Raw genomic sequence first — 24,890 nt, 5'->3', positions numbered from 1 at the left:
CGCACGGCCTCAGCCTTCAAGCAGAGTTGTGGAAAATCGACATATGATGATGATCAGCAGCCAGGTGATACTCTGCGCCTGAGAGGAATTGTGCTGCCAGCAGCACATGACACCCCGAACGGTGTGCCCATCACGAATCCCGTCCACAGCATCAGAGAGGAGATTCTTGGCTGATGTCATCACCGAGCCTCCTCCCTCCCAAACACGCAGTCGCTCCGCATCCAGCCGGTAGTCCCCGTCCACGACAGCGACACCACAGCCGAGACAATCTTGGTCAGTACCGGGTGCGCATCGTCGTTGCCGACTTCATCATCATCGCCTTGGCGTCGTTCATCGCAGTGCGAGCACGAACGGCAATGACTATATTCCCAAAGAACACCGACGTGCAGGACAATGTCCTTCCATGGTCCGGGGGGATCATTTTCGCATGGTTGGTCATCATGGGACTCGTCGGCGCGTACCGGACAAAATACTTGGATTCAGGCGCGGCGCAGTACCGCGCCGTTTTTGAGGCTTCGGCCATCACAGCTGCCCTGCTCGGGGTCTCAGCATACCTGTTCATGTATCCACTGCCCCGTGGCTTCTACTTCCTACTGTTCCTCTTCAGCATTCCCGCGCTGCTCCTCGAACGGTTCTTCATGAGGCGCTGGTTGCACCACGAAAGACGCCGTGGCCGGTTCCGCAGCAGCATCATCATCGCCGGTGACTGCACTCATATTGACGATCTGGCCAAAGTACTCCAGCGTGAGAAATGGCTGGGGTATGACATCGTTGGCGTATTAACCCGTGGGCAAGAAAGGTGTCACAATGTCAACGTGCCAGTCCTGGGGACGCCTGAGGATGTCGTGGCCGCGTGCCAATACACTCGCGCTGCGGCGGTGATTTTCACCGAAGGATCATTCTCGCGGTCCTACCAGTTCAATCGGCTGGCCCGCACTCTCGAGAGCCAAGACACCGAACTAATCATCATTCCCGCTCTCTCCGACATCTCCACACAGCGCATGCATATCCGCCCAGTGGCCGGCCTGCCTCTGGTGCATATCGAGAAGCCTCAGGCCGAACGTGCAAGTGGCTGGTTCAAGAGGACCTTCGACATCATCGGATCGCTGCTTCTACTCATTCTCACCTCCCCGATTGTCCTTCTCGCTGCTATCGCCATCAAACATGAGGATGGCGGTCCTGTGTTCTACAAGCAACGTCGAGTCGGACGCAAAGGCCGAGTCTTCGAGTGCTACAAACTGCGCTCGATGGTTGTCAACGCCGACGAGATCAAGGCCAAGATGCTGGCCGACAAGAACGAGTCCGACGGTGTCCTGTTCAAGATGAAGGACGACCCTCGAATCACCAAATGCGGCAAGTTCCACCGACGCTACTCCATTGACGAGATTCCGCAGTTCTACAACGTGCTGCGTGGCGACATGTCGCTGGTGGGACCGCGCCCCGCTCTCGAGAACGAGGTCGCCGCTTACGAGTCTCACGTTCGCAGGCGCCTGGACGTTCGTCCCGGCGTCACGGGTCTGTGGCAGGTGTCCGGTCGCTCCGACTTGTCCTGGGAGGACACCGTTCGACTGGACCTCTACTACGTGGACAACTGGTCGGTACTGCAGGACATCACTATCCTCGCGAAGACATTCAGCGCAGTCTTCACCTCCTCGGGGGCGTACTGATGGTCCCTCGAACCCAGCAGGTCGCACGGGCCCTGACATGGTTCTACCTTCTCATCGCCGCGGTCGGGGTCGTCGTACCCATGGGAGTTCGAATTGGGACCCTGAAATGGCGGATCGGCTACCGCCTCACCGGCGGAGTCACACCTATCGGGGCACGCCCGCTTACCGGCGACCAAGTTGCCATGGTCGGCGATCACACCCTCAACGTTGTCATGCTTCTGCCCCTGACCCTGCTAGCCACCCTCGGCTGGCCGACAGTGCGCTGGTGGGTGTGGGGCATCGCCGCCACGATCATTGGCATCTGCTCCGAATCATTCCAATACGCCCTGCCCCAGCTGGGGCGTCGTCCTCTCATCTCCAATGCCTTTGAGAACGCCGCCGGCGGCTGGTTAGGGGCAGGTATCGCCGCTGGTCTGCAACGGGGGCTCAGCCACCAATCGCACTCACCGTCTCATCCGCCCCATCGCAAATCATCCGAGAGGTATACACGCCAGTGAACATTGTCATCACGGGAGAGGCCGGGTTCATCGGCCAGTATGTGACTCGTCGGCTGCACGGTCATGATCTCATCGTCCGCCTCGTATCAGAAACTAGCACCGCGCAGGAGGTGCGATGAGTCCGACAACCCTCGCGATTATCCCTGCCAGGGGTGGGTCCAAAGGGATCCCCCGAAAGAACCTCAAGGACTTGGCCGGGAAACCCCTGTTGGCATGGACGATCGAGCAGGCCCTCGCCACCCCCGGCCTTGACGTGTACGTGTCGACCGAGGACGCCGAGATCGCTGCAGTCTCCCGCACGGCTGGCGCCGGGGTCATTGAGCGCCCCGACGAGCTGGCCCAGGACACCACCGCGACCGAGCCGGTCGTTGAGCACGCCATTGACGTCCTCACTGAGCAGGGCCACCGCCCTGACCAGGTGATGCTCTTGCAAGCCACCTCCCCGCTTCGTCTTCCCGACACGATGGGGCGCGCCTTGAGACAGTTCGCATCCTCCGGCGCCGATTCCATGGTGGGCGTCGTTCCCGAGCCGATCTTCATCTGGCAGAAGGAACCGAAGGTCGTCGCACACTACCCATACCAGAACCGTCCACGTCGCCAAGACATGACACCTGACCAGTTGCGTTACCGCGAGACCGGCTCGCTCTACCTGACGAAAACCGAGGTCTACCAGAACAACCACAACCGTCTCGGCGGCCGCATTGAGTTGTTCGTGATGGATCCGGTCGAGGGAATCGACATTGATTCCCCACATGATTTCGACATCGCCGCCACCGAGCTTCGACGCCTCGCACGCTAAACCTCACCGATCCCCAATCCCAGAGAAGGTTATCCGCGCCCATGATCGTCAACCGTCAGACCACACCCTTCGCCGTCTTTGGTGAGGACACCATCCTCACCGCATTGACAAAGATCACCGACAACAAGTCGGGCATCGTCTTCTGCGTCGATGAACACGGCATCCTCACCGGGTCCTTCTCCGACGGCGACTTCCGCCGCTGGATCACCTCCGAACCAGACGGCGACATGACGACGCCGGTGCAGGCAGCTGCCAATCGTGAGTGCATCCATGCACCTCTCGATGCCGATGCTTCGACCATTTCCCAACTCTTTCGCCCCGGCGTGGAGGTGATCCCCCTCGTTGACGAGCGTGGCCATCTCACGGCGGTCACCACTGAGGGTGCCGCCGAGATGACCATCGGTCGTCACACCATTGGCGATGGCCACCCTTGTCTTCTCATTGCTGAGATCGGCAATAACCACCAAGGTGACGTCGCGTTGGCCAAGCACCTCGTCGACCTTGCCAAGGAGGCCGGGGCCGACGCCGTCAAGTTCCAGCTGCGCGACTTGAATGCTCTCTACCGTCAAGCCGACGGTGCCACCGCGGGCGAGGATCTCGGCGCTCAGTACACCCTCAACCTCCTGTCCCGGTTCTCGCTGAGCCCCGAGCAGATGATCGATGTCTTCGACCATTGCAAAGCCGTCGACATTGACGCTTTCTGCACGCCGTGGGACCTCCCCAGTCTCACAGTGCTGGCCGACTACGGCGTCCCAGCCCTCAAGATCGCCAGTGCTGACATGACAAACCACTCCCTGCTACGGGCCTGTGCCGCTGAGCACCTGCCGATGCTGATGTCGACGGGCATGTCGACCGAGGACGAGATCCTCGGATCAGTCGACGTTCTGCGCAGCGCCGGGGCTCAATTCGCTCTGCTGCAATGCCAGTCGACGTACCCAGCACCCTTCAAGGACGTCAACCTGCGTTACATGGACCGCCTCGCTGCCCTGGGTAACTGCCCAGTGGGTTATTCCGGGCACGAACGTGGTTATCATGTGCCGATTGCCGCAGTAGCACGCGGTGCCCACATCATCGAGAAACACTTCACCATTGACAAGACCCTCGAGGGCAATGATCACCAGGTCTCCCTGCTCCCCGACGAGTTCGCGGAGATGGTCGACCGCATCCGCGAGGTCGAGCTGGCGCTCGGCTCCGACAAGGCCCGCTCGGTGTCGACCGGCGAGATGATGAACCGCGCCAACCTCGCCAAGTCCTTGGTGTCCACCCGAGCCCTGCACAACGGCGAGGTCATCACCCGGGACGCCGTGGCCGTCAAGTCCCCAGGCCGCGGGCTGCAGCCCAACCACCTCGACGAGCTGGTCGGTCGCACCATGCGTCGCGACATCGACGCCGGTGACTTCTTCTATGACACCGACCTGACCGACGCCGTCGCCCAGGGTCGCAACTACACCTTCCGTCGCCCGTGGGGCCTGCCGGTGCGCTACCACGACGCCCGCAAGCTGCTGTCCCACTCCGAGACCAACCCAAATTTCCTAGAGTTCCACCTGTCCTACAAGGACGTGGAGATGACGGCCGAGCAGATCGCCGAGGCCTTCGAGCACCGCAAGTTCGACGGGATGACCTACACCGTCCACTGCCCCGACCTCTACGCCGGCGACTTCATCATCAACCTGGCCTCCCCCGACGAGGACATCTGGGAGCGCTCGATCGCCGAGGTCCAGAAGGTCATCCAGATCGCCCGTGACCTCGACACGTGGTTCGACGCCGAGGAGCCCCCGGTCGTCATCTGCACCATGGGCGGGTTCACCAAGGACGCCTTCGTGGCCCCCGAGGAGCGTCCGGCCATGTACGCCCGGATCGCCCAGGCCCTCGATCGGATCGACGAGGACGGGGTCCGTCTGACCTCGCAGACCCTGCCGCCCTACCCGTGGCTCATGGGTGGACAGCAGCACCACAACCTGTTCATGGGTCTCGACGACACCGTCGAGTTCTGCAACCAGTACGGACGTCGTCTCACCCTCGACCTGTCCCACTCCAAGTTGGCCGCCAACTTCAACAAGATCCCGTTCAGCGAGTACATCGCCGAACTGGCACCGCTCAGCGACCACCTGCACATCGTCGACGCCGAGGGGGTCGACGGCGAGGGCCCGCAGATCGGTGAGGGCGAGATCGACTGGCCGGTGACTGCCAAACAGCTAGACGAGCTGGCCCCCGAGGTCACCTTCATCCCGGAGATCTGGCAGGGCCACGTCAACAACGGTGAGGGATTCTGGACGGCCCTCGAAAGGCTCGAACAATGGTTCTGAATACACCGCAAGTCTGGTGCGTCTTCCCCACCACCACGCCAACGGGATGGGCACCCGTCACCGAATTAGGACATCTCGTCGCCCAACTGTGGGAAACCGATCTGACGATCGTTTCCAGCGAGTCGGCAACGCCAATGTGGCGGCAGGCCTTGGCCATGTCACCACGACACCGAGGCAAGGATCCTCTCCTTGTCATCTGCGCCAACCCCGGAGACCTACTCTCTCTGGCTCGCTCAAAGGTTCTCGCCGGCCGATATGGAACGATTCATGGGTGGATCATTGACTCCTTTTGGGACCACCTACTACCCCGCTTCGCCCGCCAAGGACATATCCTCGACCACCTGTGGATCACAGATGGGGAACTGATTGACGACTACCAGACGAGAGTCAACATTCCGGTGTCCTGGGCGCCGTGGGGGACCGACGCACTGCGTTGGTCCAAGATCAAACCAAGGGATCGCGACATTGACGTGCTCCGTCTCGGGCGTCAGCCCAACGCCTGGAAGGATGACGACATTTCACGGGACGTCCTGAAAGCGGCAGGCCTGTCCTTTCAGGGGACGTTCCCCGGACAGCCGGACAGCGCGTCGAATGAAGCAGCCGTTACTTCCCATCTACTGCGATCAAAGATCGTCCTCGCATCTGGAAACATGTCCAGCCCAGCGAATTATACCCACCCGACTCGCGAATACATCTCGGCGCGATTCACCGACGCCGCTGCATGCGGCACCCTCGTGGCAGGAACCCCCCCGCATTGTCAAGCCGCTGAATTACTTCCTGAGGAAGGCCTCATCCGCATGCCGGTATCCTCGCGGGAGAAAGGCATCACCTTCCTCACCGACGCCGCCACGTCGTGGACTCCCACGCTGTCGCGTCGCCTGCAAGCCCATGCCCTGACACACCTGGACTGGCGCCACCGGATCGCTGACATTTCCACGTCCATGGGAGTCTCGACACCGACCCTTGAACGGGCGATGGCCGAACTCGACACGCAAATCACAACGATCCAGGGGTGAGGCCCGTCCATGAATGACACGACAGCCTTGTGGGTCTGTCCGGTAAGCAATCTTGCCGGCGTAGCTCGCCATGTCCTTGACGTCGCCTCGGTTGGGATTCCCGGATGGCGCATGGTCATCACGTGCCCCGCTGGACCGTTGGCCAACCGGCTGCGCGACATGAACGTCGAGGTCGTTGATCTTCCCACTGAAAACAGCACCACAACTGCCGTGACCACCCTGCGCTCCACGATCTCGCGGCTCAAACCTGCAATCGTGCATTCCCACCTGGCCAAGGCCGATTTCCTGTCGGCAATGGCTTCGGTGGGCACCGGAGTCAAGCTCGTGTCCACCGAGCACACCATCCCGTCCGACCGGTTCATGTATCACCCGAACCGGGCTTCGGCAGTCTTCATGGAGACAGCCCACCGTGTCCGGCTGCACCGATTCGCCCATGTCGTCGCCGTGTCTCAGGCGACAGAACGGGAAATGCGTCACCAGTGGCATGCGAAGGGGCCGATCACGGTCATGCTCAACGGCATCGACCGTCCCACCACCCCGCCGTCCCGCGAGCCTGGTCTGCGGTTGCTGTCCCTCGCGCGACTGTCGAAGGAGAAGAACATCTCCGCGACGATTCGTGCCTTCGAGCACATCACCCGTGAGCATCCGGAGGCGACCCTGACGGTGGCTGGGACCGGGAGTGAGGAAGCCTCTCTCAAGACCCTGACGCGCCGCTTGGGCCTCGATGACAAGGTGAGCTTCCCCGGCTTCGTCCGTCCCGGCGAGGCGATGACCAACCATGACGTCATCGTTCAGCCCTCAAAGTCGGACAACTGCTCCTACACCCTGCTCGACGCCCTCGCGCAGGGAATGGGCGTGGCCGCGAGCCCGGTCGGGGGTAATCCCGAGATCCTTCCTGCCCGGTGCATCGCCGAGGCCGATGACGTCGAAGCGCTGGCGGAGGTGGCCATCCGGCAGGGACTCCGCCTGGACAACCGTCCCACCCTGACCGACGCCATTCCCACCGTGGCGAGAATGGCCGAGGGCATCTCGCGGGTTTACCAGCAGGTGATCGAGGGCTCCTCCCGGCGGTGGGGGAGGAGGAACTGACATGACCGTCGCCCTGCACATCATCACCGCCGCCCTGCTCTTGGGCGGCCTGTACGGCCTACTGTGCCTCATGGCCCGCATCTGGACGATAGCCCTGGCCGTCCCCATGACTTTCGCGGCGGCCGCGATACCCGCGATCGCAATCGGGGAGGGACTCTCGGCACTGCACATCCTCACCGAGGTGTGGCTCACAGTCATCGCGTCGGTGTTGTCGATCGCGGTCATCATCACCGCGGTGTTGACGCGCTCCTGGCGGCACCCCGAATACTTCCTCGCCGCCGTCGGCCGGCAGTGGCGTGGCTCGTCGTGGGTCGGACGCCTCGCCCTGCTGTTTATCGGCATCCTCGCGATCGTGACCTTCGTCACCGGGGTCGCGACGGCGCCGAACAACATCGACTCGCTGGCGTACCACTTACCTAAGGTGGAACAGGCGTTCCAGAACAGCACCCTCGGCGACTTCGCAACGCCCTACCCGGCCCAGTACTACCTGTCGGCCGGCGCGGAGATCATGACGGCCTGGCTGCTGGCGATCTTCGGATCCGACCACTTCATGTTCCTCGGGCAATGGACGGCAGGACTGGCCACCGCGCTGGCGATCTTCCGTGCGTCCCGCAACCTGGGGGCGTCGACGACGTCCTCGTGGGTGGCCGGGGCCTTTCTCCTGTCGGCCCCGCTGGTGATCGGCGAGTCCGCGACAACCCAGAATGACCTCGTCGCCACGGCCTTCGTGGCCCTGACGGTCGCCCTCATCAGCCATCGGGCCGAGGATCACGGCCGCGCAGCTGCCCTAGCTGTTGCCCCGGCGACGGCGTGTGCGACCCTGGCTGTCAAGCCCACCGCGGCCCTCATCCTGGCCCCCGTGATCGTGTGGGCCGTGGCGAGGATCATCAGCCACGGCAAGGAGGCGATCATTGGGGCCCTCATCGTCTCGATCGTCTCGGTGGGAGCCCTCAACGTCGGCTGGGCGATTCGCAACGACGAGACCTTCGGACGCCTGACCGGGCCGGACCTCGGACTGACCGTAAGCGGGAACCCGGGACGCGCGCTGGCAGCCAACTCGATCAAGAATCTCGGCCCCAACCTCGCCCTACCGCTGCCGGAAGGCAAAGGGTCCGCCCTCGGATCGATCAACTCGTATCTCTCCGAAGGCTTGAAAGAGGCATCGGAGGCCGTCTCCGGGGTTGACGTTGACGATCCCCGATACTCCTTCACTCAGGGATACTCACTGGATTCCGAGCGTAACGAGGACCGAGCCGCGAACGTCGTTCAGTTCGTCGTCACGATCGTCATACTGTTCCTCGTCGCCCTCCATCCGAGATCCCGGCGACTGGCATGGATACCCGCGGTCCTGCTACTGGCCAGTTACGCGCTCTTCTCAGCCGTCGTGTGCTACCAGACTTGGATCGGGCGGCTGATGCTCCCGCTGCTGGCGCTCTCCTCCGTCGGTCTCGCCCTGGCCATAACACCCCTAAAGCCCAAGGTACGGGGAGTGCTTGCCCTCCTCGTGGTGGCCGGCTGTGCGCTCCAGTGCCTCCCTTGGCTGGTGGCACAGAAGTGGCGCCCGCTGGTCGGCGGAAGCTCCGTCATCAAAACCGATGACGCTCGGGAGCTCCTCGCGTCAGTTCCACCAGAGGAGAGAGCGGGCTGGATCGACACGGCCGCCCATGTCCGCTCCCACGCCCGGGAGGACAGCGTGGTCGCGCTGGCCGGCGAGCACTCATACGTCCACGAGTACTGGTGGTGGCGGATGGCCTGCCCCGACGAGACATGCCGGATCATCCACATCGACGTCGACAACGCCACCCGGAAGTACGAGGACCGGACCAAACCGGACTTCATCATCGCTCCGACAGACAAAATAAAGGTCCACGACGGGTACCAGGTCTCCAAGTTCGGGACGGTGACCCTTGAGAGGGCTCGATGACACCACCGGCGGGCGCCAAAACCTCCCGAGACCGCAATGGCGCCGTTCAACCAATGCCCTCCGGGTGGCCCCACACCGACACTCATCCACCGTCAACATCCTCATCTCGTACTTGTCTGGAGGTAACTGACACAGTGACCAGTTTCACCATCGCCTCGAACCAAGGCACGATGGGCGGCGGTGAGGTCATGATGTTCGCCATCGCCGAGGCCGCCCGTGAATTGGGACGCGACGTCACCATCATTGCACCCCAGACTCCCGGCGACGTTGTTGCGGAAGCCCGCAAGCGGGGTTTCCGGGTCATCGCCATCCACGGCGACACCACCGGGAAGTACCTGAAGAATCTGCGTCGCTGGGACGCGAGTGAGCGCACCGGGCTGCTGTGGTGCAACGGGCTGCGCCCGGCCTTCGCCACCTCGGGGCACCCCGACCGGGTCGTCCACCTGCACCAACGCCCACTCGGAAAGCTGCGCGCCCTGGCTGTCGTGGCCCGTCATGGGACCCTGGCAACGGTCGTCCCCTCGGCATCGATGGCAGAGGCGGTCTCCGACGCCCGGGTGATGTGGAATTGGAATCCCCCAGCACGCCACCGTGCTCCTCGCCCGGTGGAGGGCACCGTCACAGTCGGATTCCTCGGTCGACTGTCATCCGACAAGGGAGTCCCGCGACTGTGCGAGGCGATGGCCGAGTTGAAGCGCCGGCACCCTGGGCGATTCAGGCTACTGCTGGCCGGGGAATCCCGGTTCGTCGACCCGGCCGACGCCCAACTCGTCGCCCGTCGCATCGCGAGTCTGGGCGACCTCGTCGACCACCGCGGCTGGATGGACCGTGACGAGTTCTTCTCCTCAGTCGATCTCTCGGTCTTCCCATCTGTATGGCCCGAGCCCTTCGGCCTTGTCGTCTCCGAGGCAATGTCGGCGCGCTGCCCCTTCGTCCTCACCGATGCCGGGGCACTGCAGGAGGTCGCCGGCCCCGATCATCCCTTCGTGGCGCGAGCGGACGACGCCACCAGCCTGGCCGATGCCATCGAGAGGGCCGCCGAGGGCTACGACAAGGGTCTCCTGGACGCAGCTCACGACCGCTGGCAGGAGAACTTCTCCCCCGAGGCCGGACGCGCCCGTCTCGCGGAGATCCTGGCTGACGTCGATCCGGAGCCCGACCAGGGCGCCCCGCACGTCGCCATCGCCCACGACTACCTCACGCAACGAGGTGGTGCAGAACGTGTCGTCACCCAGTTCGCCAGAATGTTCCCGGAGGCCCCGATCATCACATCGGTGTATGAATCGGACCTCACCTACCCTGAGTTCTCCACTCATGAGGTCATCACCTCTCCGCTGAACAGGATCGGATGGCTCCGTCGCCACTTTCGAGCCGGTCTTCCGCTCTACGACTGGGCCTTCGACCACACCGAGGTGCCGGCGGGGACGGACACCGTTCTCGTCTCGACGACCGGTTTCGCGCACGGGGTCAAGACCCCACCGAACTGCCGGAAGGTGGTCTACTGCCACTCCCCCGCCCGTTTCCTCTACCTGGCCGACGACTACCTCGGCGGACACTGGTGGCGATCTCCCAAGGGGATCGTCCTCAAGGTGCTCACCCCGCCGCTACGACGTTGGGATCGCCGGGCCGCCGCGTCCGCGGACGAGTACCTGTGTAACTCGACCGTGGTTCGCGACCGTATCCGTGACGTGTACGGGATCGAGGCAGCAGTCGTGCATCCGCCGTACTCCCTGGATCCCACCGGCCCCCAGGAACCACTTCCCGGGTTGGAGGGGCACCCCTCCTTCTTCCTGACGGTGAGCCGGCTGATGCCCTACAAAAACGTCGACGTCCTGCTGCGTGCCTTCGCGGACCTGCCGGACGAGCATCTCGTCGTCATCGGGTCAGGGCCGCTGCGCGACGAGTTGCATGCCCTCGCCCCCGCCAACGTATCCTTCTTCGAAGGCATCAGTGACGCCCAGCTGCGTTGGGCCTACGCCCACGCGTCGGCAGTCATCGCGCCGAGCAAGGAGGACTTCGGGTTGACGCCCGTGGAGGGCTTCGCCTTCGGGACCCCCTGCTTGGCGCTGCATGCCGGCGGCTACCTGGACACCGTCGTGGACGGCGTCTCCGGACGATTCTTCGACTCCGCAACCCCCGGAGCCGTAACGCAGGCCGTCCGCCAGTTCCGCGAGAACCCTCTCGAGGAGCGCACCGTACTGGACCACGCGGGGAAGTTCTCCCCAGAGACCTTCGCGAGGGCCATCAGGTTGCACCTACGACCGGCACCCGAACGCGGTGCCGTACCTTCCCACGACCAGGTGTAGACGGGCGTCCCCGACCCGTTGTGCGCACCGGGTCGGGGGGGGAGAGAGAGGAGCTCCGACCCGGAATGCCGCTGTCACCGGTCGGACGCGGGAACACCCCGCTCCCCGTCCAAGACCCATCGGGTTCCCCGCGGTCGAGGACATCACTCACAACCGAACTCAACCAGCGATGTCGCCACCGACATCCCATCAGGAACGGGAGATTCCAGCCTCATGGCATCAAGGACGTTGGCCAGGATTCAGCGCCGCCTGCGCGCCTCGAGGTCCGCCGCGATGACGGCGGCCAACAGCAGACTCCACCCCTCGGCACCCTGCACCACCGTGTACCAGTGGACCCATGTGAAGAACTTCGGCGACCTCATGTCGTGCCGTATCCTCGCCGACGGCGGCATCCTCGCGTTTTCCAGGCGCATCTCCCAGGCCGACCTGCTGTGCATCGGATCGCTCTTCAACCACCGTCCGACCAAGCCCCATCCCTGGATCTGGGGCTCGGGCATGCTGACTCCCGACGACCCGGTCCTCGAGGATCGCAAGGTTTTTGGTGTCCGCGGCTGTCTCACCCGCGACGTGGCCGGGCTCCCCGAGACCACTCCGCTGGGAGATCCCGGGCTGTTGTACACCGACCGGATCAGACTGCCACGGGCACGTAGACACAGGTGGGGCGTCGTCTCGCACTTCGAGGACAAGCGTCACCCGTTCATCAGGGAACTCACCGAGCACGACGACACGATCGCGATCGACGTCTGCCAAGAGCCCCGCAAGGTCGTGAGTGCCATCAACAGCTGTTCCCACATCTTCACCACGTCGTTGCACGGCCTGATCGTGGCTGACTCGTTGGGGATCCCGGCGTGTTGGGGACGTCCCGACGCACAGTCCGACACCAGAGACTTCAAATTCAACGACTATCACACGGCCTACCGCACGATGGCCTGCGACCAGCGTCGGGCTGATCTCACCCGCACCGCCAACCTCCGGGAGCTCAAGGACCTCGCGGCATCCCCGGAGGTCTATGATGTCAATCGTGTGAAGAACGACCTCCGACACTCCCGAAAGGATCTCGCCAAGGCCTTGGTGGTCCACCACGGGAGGACCTTGACTGTCCGGAACGTGGCACGCAAGGTTGGCCTGACCATGTGGCGCGGTCACGTCTGAGCAGAGATGACGGAAATCCGAGTGTCCGCGCCGGCCCTGCGGAAGTGGCATCGTAACGAGGTGGAACAACCAACTCGAGGCAGCGTATTCTTCTCTGGGCGTACGATGCCCGGTTGCACCGGCTTCACCGCTCCCGCACCGGGTTGCATCGCTCCCCGGCAAGGAGGACCTCGGGTTGGCCACGGTGGCGATCGCCGGACGTGGAATCCGTCTCGCCATGAGACCCTCAACCATAACCGTACGGCCTCGCCGCACTTCCCTGAGGTCATCAGGGCCCAGCGCCCAGCCGCTCGAGAACCAGAAGGACTGAGATGACGACTGCATCGATCATTATCCCGTCGTATCGGGGGGCACAGCGACTGCCGCGTCTGCTGAGCGCACTGGCGGCACAGACCGCCAAGGACTGGGAGGCCATCGTCGTTATCGACGGGGACATGGACGGCTCGGAAAAAGTCGTCGCCAAGTATTCCCACCTGCCGATCCGGTCCTTGGTGTTCCCGCAGAATCGTGGACGTGTCGCGGCTCTCAACGCCGGTCACGAGGCCGCCGAGGGCGACGTCCTCATTCGCTGTGACGACGACCTGGAGCCGGCGCCCGACTACGTCGAGCGTCACGTCGCCAGCCATGCCGATCGCGAGCAAGGAACCATCGGCATCTGCCTCAACGTCCTTCCCGACAACCGCTACACCGCCGTGTACGGAGCTGAGGCGGACGAGCGGGTCCGGGCCGGCGCCTACCGGGCCGATGACAACCAGACTTGGCGCTATTGGGCCGGAAACGTGTCCATCACCAAGAAAATCTGGGATCGCATCGGCCCCTATGACGACCACTACCAGGCCTACGGATGGGAGGACGTCGACTACGGCTGGCGGCTCCACCAGGCCGGCATCCCAATCGTCGTCGATCCCGCCCTCGCGACAAGACACCATGCAGCGGCGGTCTCGACGCTTGCCCGCGTCAGCCGAAGCTATCGCTCTGGTCAAGCCCGTCGGACCTTCGACGAGATTCACGGACCGGGCACTTCTGGCGCCGTCCGTCCGGTAGATGACAACATGTGGAACCAGCTTGTCTGCTCCACCGTCCCCCACCTGTCCTACCGCCGGAGCCATGCCCTTGCCAAGAGCGTCGACGCTGCTCTGCCCGGTATCCCGGCTCCGGTCGCACGAAAGGCCATTGCGCTGCTTGTCGAGGCGTCGGGCATCGCGGGATACGAGACCACCGAAACCGCGGAGAGAGACTTCTGACACATGGGCAAGATCGAAACCGCCCCCAAACGTGGAGGCGTCCTGAAGAACCTGTGGTTCCTCATCTCCACGTTTTCCCGCCCGACCCAGGTCAGGCTCGTCCTATACCTGTGTGCGCAGGCCCTGATCTCGCTGATGGACATGGTCGGGATCGCCATGGTCCTGCCCGTGACCCAGGTCCTCATGGGGGCCGACCTCGACCAGGGCAACCTGGGAGTGGCCCACAGAATGGTAGGAAACCCGTCCACCAGAACGTTCACGATTGAACTCTGCGTGGCGATGGTGCTTGCCTTCCTCATCAAGGCAGTCGTCGGAACATGGCTGTCGTGGTGGTCCACCGGATTCGTCGCACGGCTGTCCGCGGGAACCTCGTCCCGACTGCTGAGGGCCTTCCTCCACGAGGACTACCTGTCGCACAAGGGAAGGGACGTCGCTGAGGTCATTCGCAATGTCGGTCCGGCCGTACAGTCCGCGCACACCCAGTCACTAGGCGGAATGATAAACCTCTCCGGACTGGTGTTCTCTAGCGTCACGGTGATGATCCTGCTGCTCATCATCACCCCGCTCCCGACGCTCCTCGCGATCATCTACTTCGGCATTCTCATCCTCTTCATCCAGAAGGCCCTCGGCCGCCGCAACGCCGACGCCGGCCATCTCGCCCAGAAGACGGGGTGGGAAGCCGGCAAGGCTCTCGTCGAGGCCATGAATGGGTTCCGTGAGATCAACGTCCAGGAGTGCGACACCCAGTTCATCGCGCAGTACGCTGAGAAGAACGCCGAGAACGCCAATGCCAGCAGGTTGGCGAACTTCTACACCGGTCTTCCGAAGATCATCCTGGAATTCCTCACGATCATGTTCATCGCGATCGTCCTCATCATCGTCTCGATGACCTCGGATCCCTCGTCGGCAATGGCAACGATGACCGTCTTCGTCGCCGCTGCCATCAAACTGCTGCCCAACATGTCCGCGATCACGGCCAGCATCGGGATGGTCCGCTTCGGCGCCGGCGGTCTCGACATCACCGTCAATACGCTCAAGAACATGAGCGGCAACAAGGAGTTCCGATCGGACAGTCCCCTGCCCACGCACGAGGACGTCATCAAGCAGGTGCACCGCATCGGATACGGACAACCGCATCCGGTTCCCGTATCCGTAACCGACCTGTCCTTCACTTACCCCGACGGGACGGACCCGGTGCTGCAGAACATCACGATCGACATCCCGGCCGGCACCTCCCTTGCACTGTGTGGGTTGAGCGGTTCCGGCAAGACGACCCTCATCGACATCCTCCTGGGCCTGATCCCGTACCGCCACGGGGTCATCACCTTCGACGGGGTCGACATCCAGAACAACATGAGGTCGTGGCACGACCATGTCGCATACGTTCCCCAGGACGTCTACATCCTTGATTCGTCGATCGACGCGAACATCGCCTTCGGAATCCCCGAGGACGCGTGGGACCGACAGCGCATCGTCGAGTGCATCAAGGCAGCCCAGCTTACCGACGTCGCCAGCGAGTTCGAAAGCGGGCGTCTGGCCAGCGTCGGAGAACGTGGTGCCAAGCTCTCGGGAGGACAGCGTCAGCGCATCGGAATCGCTCGGGCCCTTTACCGGAACCCGTCGGTGCTGGTCCTCGACGAAGCGACGTCGGCACTCGACAACGAGACGGAGGCCGCCATCAGCAACACGATCCACTCCCTGCAGGGAGAGGTCACCACCGTGCTGGTGGCACATCGACTGTCCACCGTCCGCGACGTCGACCAGCTCGTCTACCTCGAGAACGGGCACATCGCCGCTCGGGGAACCTTCTCCGAGGTCCAGAAGTCGTCGAGATCCTTCACGCGGCTGGTCGAATTGGGCTCCCTCGATCGTGAGGTTCCTCGTGACGAACGATGATCGCGGGCCTCACCACGGTCCCCGGACCCACGGTGAACCATCGCTTCGTTCAACGCGCAGCTGCCAGCACACACCGATGGGAGTGATCCATGTTTGACGCTAGCGTCATTATCTCTGCACACAACGCATCGAAGACTCTCGGTGCCCAGCTGGACGCCCTGTGCGAGCAGGAGACGGACAAGCACTTGGAGGTCATCGTCGTCGACGATCGGTCGACCGACTCGACCGCCGAGACGGCAAGGTCGCGTGCTGCCAAGATCAGGAGCACCATCGACGGCCGACTGGACGTCATCTCCACAAGTCCTGACGGGCCACACGGTCCATCGGCAGCGCGCAACGCGGGCGCCGAGCGCGCTTCGAGCGACAAGCTGCTCTTCTGCGATGCAGACGACATCGTTCCCCCAAACTGGGCGGAGACGCTGATCGCGGCCCTAGACCGTCACCCCTTTGTCGTCGGCCCGCTCAATCCCTTCATCGACGACCCGGAGAAATCCGACATTCCACAGCTCCCGAACTTCTAGATGTGGAACAACCTGTGCCCGACCGGGGCGTCGGCGAACATGGCCATTGATGCCGGCCTCTTCCACTTCCTTGACGGGTTCGACACTCGGCTGCCCATCGCCGAGGACATTGACCTGTGCGTTCGCGCTCATCTGGTGGGCTGGGACGTCGCTCCGACCGACTGCGCCATTGCCTACCGTTCCCGCAAGACGTACTGGCAACAGGTACGACAGTCCATCGGATGGGCAGGTTACGATGCGCTCCTGCGTGCGGGCTACCGCGATCTCATCGTCGCGTCGGGCGGCCGCGGTGTCCGCCTCTCGGACCTGACGTCCGACTTGGTGAAGACGGTGGTCAACCCGAAGAGGTGGCCGACGAACGTGCCGGACCTCAAGGTGTGGGCCCAACAGGTCGTCATCAAGGCCGAACGCATCCGTGTCGTTCTCGACTACTGGGCCAGGCACGGCGCACAGGGCTGACGACGAGTTACGGACGGACGCACCGTCCGCGCGAGACGTCAGCTCTGTGTCCGGGCGCGATCGATGATCTCCATGAGGTGATCGCTGAAGTGCTCGTGGTCGTACCCGGTTGCCCTTTCCCGAGCGGCCTGGGACGCAGCCTCTCGATCGTCCTCCGAGAGGTGGGCAATACGGACCGTCTCGGCCCGCAGCTCCTCGACCGTCCGCCACAGGCCGGCATGCTGGAGCCCTTCCGCGACCTCACGAGGTCCTGCCGTCGCATAGACAACGGGCACGCACCCGGCTGACATGGCCTCCACCGTCGTGATCCCGAAGTGCTCCTGGGTCTTGGGATCAGCATCAGCGTCCTCGCCGCAGCCCTGCGCATGCCAGTACATCGTCGCCCGCGAATAGAGTTCCCGCAGCACTTGGAAGTCAACATTCGGGTGGAACTCGACGGGTGCCGAACCAGCCCGCCTGCGAAGTCCGTCCAAGACCTGCTGCTTGGCCGGTGGACACGCTCCGACGACGTGGAGTTTCCAACCCTCGCGATGGAGGTCCTCCATACCCGCGAAGGCATCGACGAGCACGTCGAACCGCTTGTTCGGCACCTTCGGAACAACGGGCTCGAAGCGCCCGACCGTGATGATGTCGCGTCCCTTCGCCACACCGTCAACCGCCATGGTCGGGCACGAAGGAGGAAGAACCATCGAGTCGACGTTCCAAAGCCGGCTGACATGTCCGGAGGTGAAGTGGGAGTTCGCCACCACCATCTGGTAGTTGTGAGGGAACGGTGTCCAGGTGACGAGGACCTTCCGCGCAACGGTCATGACACCCATGTACAGGCGGTGCAGGAAGGTCGTGCACTGGTATTCCCGTCTGTGCGGGAAGTGACAGACGTAGATGTTCGTTCGTGCCGTCCCCGGGGTCTCATTGCCGGAGGCACAGTTGATGAAGAGGTCAGCATGGAATGGACGGAGCTGTAGTTTCCAGATCCAGTCCTCGATGAGGCGACACAGTGCGACCGGTAGCTGCCGCTCCATCCGGCTGAAGTCCTTGATTCGGTGGATCCTCACCCCGGACAGGTCAAGGCCGTAATGGTTTTCCAGCCAGGTGTGTGTGGCGTCGACGTTCGCGAGGATGACGTCGTCGTAGCCGCGTTCCGCGAGAGCAGCCGCGGTCACAACGGCGTAGCGCTCCGCTCCACCACCGGGCTGCAGATACGGCATGAAGACGATGGCTGGCCCACGCGAGCCCGAACCCTGTTCCCCCGCGACACTGGCGTTGCGTCGGGGACCCAGGACCGGCCTCCACGCGGAGACACCGGTTCCGGGGTGGTGGTTCCTCAGGAACTCCCGGCCCTTGTCCAGTACGCGGCCGATCAGAGTGGGAAGAGGTCCCTGCGCGATCCGTGTGTCCTTCACCATGACTCAACCTCCGTCGTGCGAACGTGACGCGAACGGCCCGTCGGTGACCCGTTTGGGTTCGACAGCGCCGACAGTCACCTCAGCCTGCGTCCCTTCCTTGACCGGACAACGCCTTCGCAATGATCGAGGCGGGCTCGTCCCCCGATGAATCAATCGGCGCCGTCGGCTCGTCGCCCCACCTAGAAAGATTGTACCGACTCCAGAAATCCTCGATCCAAGCCGGCGGGTCGGGATGGTGAACCCACGACGGCAAACCTCGGCACGCCGCCTCGAGGGTCCCGGTGGAGAAGATGGAGACGACCGGCCGCCCCTCCTCGACCAAGGACTTACCTGATACCTCGATGACGACACCGGCCCTCGTCATGGTGCGATGCTGGACACGCGAGATGACGTCCGCCTCGTTGGGATGGGGGCGGTAGATCGCACCGGTCGAGGTGCAGAACTCCGTGTATATCCGTTGTTTGGCAGCTCGGCCCAGTTCGGCACCGTGCAGCTGTCCCAGCATCACGGGCGTCTCGTCGAGGACCTCCACCTTGGGCAGCCTCGAAGCCTTCCACAGCATCTGGGAGCCGATCACCTCACTGGTGACGTCGGAGCGACCCGCGCACTGGTATTCGGCGTCGGCCTCGGACCACGCGAACAGGTGATCCCCCGGGCTCAGCGGAGGAGCCCAGGGCGTCAACAATCCGTGCTGGATGACACAGAACCGAGCATTGTGTCTCGTGGCCCAGGGCTTCACCTGGCGAGCCAGATGATTGAAGGTTCCCAGGGTGAGTACCTGTTCGATCGATGGTGGCAGCCACCCACCCTCGTTCCACTCCATGACGCGTACTGCCCCGGTCGCGGCCTCGCGGGCCTCGGAATGCGCCGAGAGAACGGCCGTACGATCAGGGTCGAGGTGCTCCAAGGGGTCGAAGGTCGCGTAGCGGCAACTCACCGAGACCTGGTCAAGCACGACCAAGGCCGTGGGACGTTCCACCGGCAGGTACAGCTTCGCCGGAGTGACGGACGGCTGATGTCCCACGAGCCTCTTGACAGCTGCCAGTCCGAACCGCACCCGGTTCCGGCTGTCGGACCACCGGCACCACGCATCGAGGTCGTCGGGGAAGACGAGTCCTGGGCCTGTCATGACCACAACTCCTCGATGACAACAGCACGCCGATCCAAGGTGTGCTCGGCCAGCGTGCGGGCCTTCGCAGCCCGGCGCATGGCAATCATGCGAGTCCGATCCGAGAGGACCTGTCGGGCGAGCTCAATCGTCTCCTCAGCACTGTGCTGGACGAGTACTTCCTTGCCCGGTTCGTAGAACTCACTGACGTCGTCACGATCGACGATCTGGATCCCACCGACACCACACGCCTCGAAGGTACGCATGGTGAAGCCGTCCTGGTCACCATGGACATTGAGCGTCGCGGCCGAGTCCCGCATGATGCCGTAGGCCTCACCCAGGCTGACGTCGCGGTGAGAAGGGATCCCGGTCGACCTCAGGCGCCACGTTCGCAACCGATCAACCGGATGATCGGACCAGTCGCGCCCATAGGCGACCAGTGGCAGGCCAGCACTCACCAAGGACGTGAAGAGCTTCTGTCGACCGGGCAGGCTGGACCCGACGAAGGTGATGTCGCTCTTGGGCCAATGCCCCTCAGGCTTCGTCGAAAGGTTGAAGCCGGTCGGGACGTAGTGGGCATCGATCCCCTTGCCCTGCAGCTCCGCGGTGTCGTCACGGCTGTAGGTGATGATGGTCGAAACGGTCGACGCCATCTCAATGTCCAGGGTCATACGTCGCAACTCGTCATAGAGCCACGCCACCGAGTGCTTGGTGGTGCGGTTGACCTCGTCCCAGTAGTCGGCTCCGAGGACGTCACCCCGGACTGTCAGGACCAGGTCCGGGTGGACGGCGCGGAGACGCTCGATCGCCCTGGCCGTCACGACCTCGGTCGACAGGTGCCCCTGGGTGCCGCGGATCTTGGCCGGCAACTCATATCTGAGCTTGTTCCACGTCTTCTCGACGCGCGGAGCCGCGTCATACCGATGCACGACGACGTCGTAACCGGTCCTCTCAAACGCGTCACCAATGGCATCCCCGTAGCCATGGAAACTGGGGGTTACGACGAGGAGCCGCATCATTTCACCATCCTTAAGGAATCATGTCGGTTTCGCGTCCACCCAAGCGGACCACACCTTGACGGCTGCACGACATCGAGCGGGCTGGCCATCACTGCGCGTCCTTCGTCGTGGGAACCACAGCCATGGCCTGGCCAGTATCAAGAGACAACTGCTCCTGCGCCCTGATGGGCGAACCGTATCGCTCGCACAGCGCAATCCCGATGACGCTGAAGGCTGGGACAGCGAAGAACACCTCACCCAGTTTCCACGCACACACCAGGATGACGATTGCTGCGCCCTCCACGACCCGTTGCTCGTCGGAGACTTTCGTTCGCTGGTCCATGAGGCCCCAGACCACGAAAACGAACAGACCGACGACGGCGACCAACAGCGGAATACCACCCTCAACCCGGAGGGCTGCGTACGAGTCGTGGAACCACATCCGGCGGTCATCGACGACCGCCACCCATGCTGTACCCAGACCCCTGCCGTACCAAGGAGTTGCATGCTCCTTGGCCACCGTCGCGACGTCGATGACACCACGGAACCAGTCAGTCCCCGCCCTGTTGGCGAAGATACCGGCCTCGGCAAGGTCCTCCTCGACATAGCGAATTCCGATCCAGCCAAGGAACGCCAAAACAAGGCGCAGGGTTAAACCAAGACGGTCACGGATAAACACCCAAACACAGCCCGCCGCAAACCCCATCATTGACGTCCGCGACCCCGTCGCAAAAAGAGCCGCACTGAATACCACGAATGCAATCGCGCGGGTCGTCGTCGTACGCAGGATGGCCAAGGTCATGATGCCGATCGTCGCATAGACCATCCCGGCCACGTTCTTGTCGCCGAGGAAGCCAAGCAAGAAGCCCTCGTATCCACTGCCTCGCAGCGATGTGAAGTTCGCCGGGGTGTTGATGAAGATCAGGGCGAAAGCATAGCCAGCGATGAAGGAACGCCACAGCAGACGCCCCTGCGCCAGACAGACCGAGAACAGAACCAGGAGAAGGCACCGGAAGGACCTTTGCAGCCATGGCTCACCCTCGTGGATTGAGACCGCTATGACCCATGCGAGCGCCGTGACCCACATGAGCAAGTAGAAACCAAAACCTCGCACCTTGACGGTTGGACGCACGAAAGCACAGACGAAGATCGTACCTGCGGTGAGAATGACGTCAACGGGAATCGGCAGACCCGTGTGGTACCTACCGAAGATGAAGCTGCACCCCAACAAGAAGTCAGGCACCCGCGTACTGCCGACACGATCGGCAAGACTACGGGCCTTGGCGCCCATACCCGTACCCGGGCCCGCCACAGTGGCGGACCCGGTGCGCCCTTCAGCAACCAGCCCGATCATTTGGCTCGACGTGGGGTGATTTCTGAATCCGTGTCAACACGCTCCGTCTTCTGGGCTCGGACCAGCCTCTCCTTCGGCTGGCGATCGTCCTTGACAACGGCGATTGATTCCTGGCTGTCCTGCTCCTCCGTGCCATAGGAAGAGTAGTATCCATATTTTCCGTAGTCACCGTGGTAGGAGCCATATCCATAGGTCGAGGCTCCATAGCCATAGAGCACGTCACCCATCTTCTTGCGAGGCACACGAGCCAGGACCGAGCCCAGGAGCGGGGCGCCAACCTGTTCCAGACGCTTGGCCACCAAGGACACCTGATCGCGGTGAGTCTTCCCAACCACGGCTACATAGATCGTGCCGTCCGCTATCGTGCCGAGCAGGCCAGCATCCGTGACGGCCAGTAACGGCGGAGCGTCGATGACAACAAAATAGCCTCGCCTGCGCAACTCGGCTAGCAGATCCTTCATCCGCTGGGAGCCAAGCAGCTCGGACGGGTTCGGCGGGATACGCCCCGCGGCCAACATCTGGAGACGCTTGGTCTCGGTTCGCATCAGTGCGTCATCGAGGCTCACGTCGCCGGCAAGTACCTGCGAGAGCCCGACGCCCGCTTCGGTGCCAAAGGCCTTGTGCTGCACCGGACGGCGCATGTCGGCATCAATGAGGACAACCTTCTCGCCAGCTTGAGCCATTACCACCGCGAGGTGAGTCGAAACCGTCGACTTACCTTCTCCCGGATTTGCGGAGGTGATGACGACCGAACGAGGAGGGTTGTCAACATTGGCAAACCTCAGGTTCGTACGAAGTTGGCGGAACGCTTCACCAGTCACGCCGGAAATATGGACAATCGACCTCTCACGCTGTTCCGCAAGCTTCTTGTCATCTGGTACGACGGCAAGAGTTCCCGAACCCGTAAGCTCTTCGACCGTCGCCTGGTCCCTGACCCTGACGTCGAACTGCTTCCGAACAACTGCTATGACCGCACCGATGAGGAACCCAATCACCAAACCAGCGGCAAGGAATAATGCCAGCGACTTCCCACGGTCACCGGTTGGAAGGCCGGCGGACTCATAGCCGAGAACATGCACCGAGGTCATCTTGGCCAACTGGGCATCGCTCTTGTTGCCTGACCCGGCAGTCTGGCCATAGGTCTCCATTCGCAGGGCCTCGGAAATGAGCGCCTCCAGCCCCGCATTGGCAAGGGCCTGAGCATTCTTGGCAGTGCCGCCAGTCGCTTTGATCTCGATAAAGGCAGTGTCACTTGGGGCGGATGCTGTCAGCTGGCCACTCGCAGCCTCTGACATCCCCTGTTTCTTGAGGATCTCGGCTGTCTTTTGAGCCATGGTTCGCGTCTCGACGAGCTTCGTGTAGGTCGTTGCGCGCTGCTGGGCGATCGTGTTGCCCGACATGGCCCCGCCGACGGAGGCGGAGTCACCGGCCACCACCATGCCTGTCGCTTTGGCCGTAAACACCTCTGGGCGGGTCAACTGATATGCCGCGCCGATCAACCCGCCTATCACGGTGCAGATGATCAACAGGGCAAGATTGCGCCGCAGAATGCGGACTACGTCAACGACTGTCACGGGGATTGAACTCCTCTAATTCTGGGACTGCAGGCGCTGTGATGCCTCTCAAACGGCAAAGGACAGCCTACGGCCTGGCGTAGGCATCGAGCGAGTTGGGAGCAAGGCCCCTTGTCACAAGGCCCCGGCGTGCTGAACAGCTTGCTCCGCAGTCTCCGTACAGCCAAGAACGGCACGCTCCTCGCCTTCAGCACCGGGAACATGGCAACCGTCATTTTCCCTCCACCAAGATCGAGGTCGTCCACGCCAATGGCTGGTTCAAGTCTCCCGCCCTCGCAGCATCCACTTTTTCACGGAATTGGTCGAGCCGATGACCGAAGGCACTCGTCAGGAGAATCTCCTTCGAAACCTCGCTGGGACGGCCGCCGCCTTGAGCCACCTTACGAGGCGCGAGAGATGCACTCACCACAGTGGCACACAAGCCAATGGTCAGTAGGAGGCAGAGAACCTTCCGAACGATCCCTTCGGCGCGTTCGACGCGTGTCCCCACCATGTCCGGCCACATCAGAATCAAGACGACAATCAAGGTGGGCACGACTCTCTCCCCTGGATTGACGATGCCCAAGAAGTAGGGCGGAAAGATGGCTGCGATCGCTCCGAGGCTGACGAGCGCGAGAAGCTGCCACCTGGAGGTTCGCCACAGCGTGCTCCAACTCACCAGCGACAGGACGACCAGTACGACAAGGAGAACAGCGAACAGGAAGTTCAGGATGGCACCGCCGTAGAACAACCACGGGGCGATCTGATGATCCCCGACCGATGACGCGATGATGTTCTGATACCCCCCTGATTTCGCCAGCGTATAGCCCCGGTACTCGACGAAGTGCGTGATGGACTCGTAGCCAGTCTCCCGCCCCTTCGCCTCGTTGGACTTCAGGAAGTACCACAACACGAGTGCCATGGCCGGGACGACCCCGACGATGAGGTCGCGGATTCTCCGGAAAGTAAGGGCTCGGACACCGGCTACGAGCCCCCAGCAACCGAAGATGATGCCGTGGGTGAAGAAGGTGGCCAGAGCGAAGGCCATGACGACAGGCCATCGAGTGGCATTACGGTCGCTCACCGCGAGGTAGCCGACAATGATGACCATCCCCCAGTACGAACCCACGTAGCCGTTCCAGTACTGCGAGCCGCCGAGCACACAGATCGCAAGGACGCAGGCCGTCATCACCGGTGGCAGCGCGCGCCGGACGACCAGCAGATCGGACACCCACGCTGCTGCCGCCGCGTGAATGAACAGGAACACAGTCGAGCCGCCCACGGCCCCGAAGATCAACTCACACAGCGACAGCAATGCCTGCGGAAGGAAGTAAGGCACCGGGTAGGTGATGAGGGTCCCAACATGCGGCTCTTCACCGGCAAGGATGCCAGCCACGACACGCGCTTGGTAGATCCACTCCCCAAAGTCCTGGAATGCCGGGAAGCCCATCGAACACGTGACCACCAGGAACTGGACACAGAACGCTACAAACACCATGGCTCCAGCCACGTGTCTGCCAAGAAAACGCTTCATCAAAGACCTTTCGGGGAACATGCTCGCTGAACGGGATGAGCTAGGGAGCTGAAGGACCGGC

The 24,890-nt window shown here is 62.8% G+C and carries 20 protein-coding genes; 13 read left to right on the top strand and 7 right to left on the bottom strand.

Annotation, left to right across the window (positions count from 1 at the left end):
• The first annotated feature begins 284 nt into the window (after nt 1–284).
• The 8 genes from HMPREF9153_RS06050 (at nt 285) to HMPREF9153_RS06015 (ending at nt 11,604) form a co-directional block, all read left to right on the top strand.
• Nucleotides 285–1,667 carry a sugar transferase gene (locus tag HMPREF9153_RS06050; RefSeq protein WP_004810345.1) on the top strand — a complete coding sequence of 461 codons (1,383 nt, stop codon included), beginning with the start codon at nt 285–287 and terminating at the stop codon, nt 1,665–1,667.
• Nucleotides 1,667–2,164 carry a hypothetical protein gene (locus HMPREF9153_RS06045; RefSeq protein WP_004810344.1) on the top strand — a complete coding sequence of 166 codons (498 nt, stop codon included), beginning with the start codon at nt 1,667–1,669 and terminating at the stop codon, nt 2,162–2,164. The genes HMPREF9153_RS06050 and HMPREF9153_RS06045 overlap by 1 nt, the downstream gene beginning before the upstream one ends.
• Nucleotides 2,165–2,279: 115 nt before the next feature.
• Nucleotides 2,280–2,963, top strand: a complete 684-nt coding sequence (locus tag HMPREF9153_RS06040) for an acylneuraminate cytidylyltransferase family protein (RefSeq protein WP_004810342.1) — start codon at nt 2,280–2,282, stop codon at nt 2,961–2,963.
• A gap of 41 nt (nt 2,964–3,004) precedes the next feature.
• Nucleotides 3,005–5,269, top strand: a complete 2,265-nt coding sequence (locus HMPREF9153_RS06035) for an N-acetylneuraminate synthase family protein (RefSeq protein ID WP_004810341.1) — start codon at nt 3,005–3,007, stop codon at nt 5,267–5,269.
• Nucleotides 5,270–5,424: 155 nt separating this feature from the next.
• Nucleotides 5,425–6,285 (top strand): hypothetical protein, encoded by an 861-nt coding sequence (locus HMPREF9153_RS06030; protein WP_154647472.1) that lies wholly within the window; start codon nt 5,425–5,427, stop codon nt 6,283–6,285.
• A gap of 9 nt (nt 6,286–6,294) precedes the next feature.
• Nucleotides 6,295–7,374, top strand: coding sequence for a glycosyltransferase family 4 protein (locus tag HMPREF9153_RS06025; protein WP_036979668.1), 1,080 nt, complete (start codon nt 6,295–6,297; stop codon nt 7,372–7,374).
• Between the two features lies 1 nt (nt 7,375).
• Nucleotides 7,376–9,298: a glycosyltransferase family protein gene (locus HMPREF9153_RS06020; protein WP_004810338.1), complete on the top strand. Its 1,923-nt coding sequence runs from the start codon at nt 7,376–7,378 to the stop codon at nt 9,296–9,298.
• 134 nt (nt 9,299–9,432) lie between these two features.
• Nucleotides 9,433–11,604: a glycosyltransferase family 4 protein gene (locus HMPREF9153_RS06015; protein WP_036979665.1), complete on the top strand. Its 2,172-nt coding sequence runs from the start codon at nt 9,433–9,435 to the stop codon at nt 11,602–11,604.
• Between the two features lie 239 nt (nt 11,605–11,843).
• Here HMPREF9153_RS06015 and HMPREF9153_RS12715 read toward each other — a convergent pair whose 3' ends face one another.
• Nucleotides 11,844–11,966: a hypothetical protein gene (locus HMPREF9153_RS12715; RefSeq protein ID WP_256998265.1), complete on the bottom strand. Its 123-nt coding sequence runs from the start codon at nt 11,964–11,966 to the stop codon at nt 11,844–11,846.
• Between HMPREF9153_RS12715 and HMPREF9153_RS06010 the strand changes: the two genes are divergently transcribed.
• The 5 genes from HMPREF9153_RS06010 (at nt 11,965) to HMPREF9153_RS05990 (ending at nt 16,876) form a co-directional block, all read left to right on the top strand.
• Nucleotides 11,965–12,756 carry a polysaccharide pyruvyl transferase family protein gene (locus HMPREF9153_RS06010; protein WP_237726218.1) on the top strand — a complete coding sequence of 264 codons (792 nt, stop codon included), beginning with the start codon at nt 11,965–11,967 and terminating at the stop codon, nt 12,754–12,756. The genes HMPREF9153_RS12715 and HMPREF9153_RS06010 overlap by 2 nt on opposite strands.
• A 311-nt stretch (nt 12,757–13,067) precedes the next feature.
• Nucleotides 13,068–14,000: a glycosyltransferase family 2 protein gene (locus HMPREF9153_RS06005; protein ID WP_004810334.1), complete on the top strand. Its 933-nt coding sequence runs from the start codon at nt 13,068–13,070 to the stop codon at nt 13,998–14,000.
• Nucleotides 14,001–14,003: 3 nt separating this feature from the next.
• Nucleotides 14,004–15,896, top strand: coding sequence for an ABC transporter ATP-binding protein (locus tag HMPREF9153_RS06000; RefSeq protein WP_004810333.1), 1,893 nt, complete (start codon nt 14,004–14,006; stop codon nt 15,894–15,896).
• An 89-nt stretch (nt 15,897–15,985) separates the two neighbouring features.
• Entirely contained in the window at nt 15,986–16,417 is a 432-nt protein-coding gene (locus HMPREF9153_RS05995; RefSeq protein WP_004810332.1) for a glycosyltransferase family 2 protein, read from the top strand.
• Nucleotides 16,418–16,876, top strand: a complete 459-nt coding sequence (locus HMPREF9153_RS05990) for a glycosyltransferase family 2 protein (protein ID WP_004810331.1) — start codon at nt 16,418–16,420, stop codon at nt 16,874–16,876.
• A gap of 38 nt (nt 16,877–16,914) precedes the next feature.
• Here the strand turns inward: HMPREF9153_RS05990 and HMPREF9153_RS05985 are convergent, their stop codons facing one another.
• The 6 genes from HMPREF9153_RS05985 to HMPREF9153_RS05960 form a co-directional block, all read right to left on the bottom strand.
• A complete protein-coding gene (locus HMPREF9153_RS05985) occupies nt 16,915–18,282 on the bottom strand; it encodes a glycosyltransferase (RefSeq protein ID WP_004810330.1) in 1,368 nt (455 codons plus the stop codon).
• 79 nt (nt 18,283–18,361) lie between these two features.
• Nucleotides 18,362–19,411, bottom strand: coding sequence for a hypothetical protein (locus HMPREF9153_RS05980; RefSeq protein ID WP_004810329.1), 1,050 nt, complete (start codon nt 19,409–19,411; stop codon nt 18,362–18,364).
• Nucleotides 19,408–20,409 (bottom strand): CgeB family protein, encoded by a 1,002-nt coding sequence (locus HMPREF9153_RS05975; protein ID WP_004810328.1) that lies wholly within the window; start codon nt 20,407–20,409, stop codon nt 19,408–19,410. The genes HMPREF9153_RS05980 and HMPREF9153_RS05975 overlap by 4 nt, the downstream gene beginning before the upstream one ends.
• Nucleotides 20,410–20,497: 88 nt before the next feature.
• A complete protein-coding gene (locus HMPREF9153_RS05970; RefSeq protein ID WP_004810327.1) occupies nt 20,498–21,742 on the bottom strand; it encodes an O-antigen ligase family protein in 1,245 nt (414 codons plus the stop codon).
• Nucleotides 21,739–23,316, bottom strand: coding sequence for a tyrosine-protein kinase domain-containing protein (locus HMPREF9153_RS05965; protein ID WP_004810326.1), 1,578 nt, complete (start codon nt 23,314–23,316; stop codon nt 21,739–21,741). Before HMPREF9153_RS05965 ends, HMPREF9153_RS05970 begins: the two co-directional genes overlap by 4 nt.
• A gap of 211 nt (nt 23,317–23,527) precedes the next feature.
• The gene (locus HMPREF9153_RS05960) at nt 23,528–24,793 is read right to left on the bottom strand and encodes a hypothetical protein (RefSeq protein WP_237726219.1); all 1,266 of its coding nucleotides are present in this window, start codon (nt 24,791–24,793) and stop codon (nt 23,528–23,530) included.
• Between the last annotated feature and the right edge of the window lie 97 nt (nt 24,794–24,890).

Origin of the sequence: Cutibacterium avidum ATCC 25577 (assembly GCF_000227295.1) — a bacterium.
Classification (GTDB): Bacteria; Actinomycetota; Actinomycetes; order Propionibacteriales; family Propionibacteriaceae; genus Cutibacterium; species Cutibacterium avidum.
Note: the sequence above shows the minus strand (reverse complement) of the source record. Positions and strands in the feature narration are given on the sequence as shown.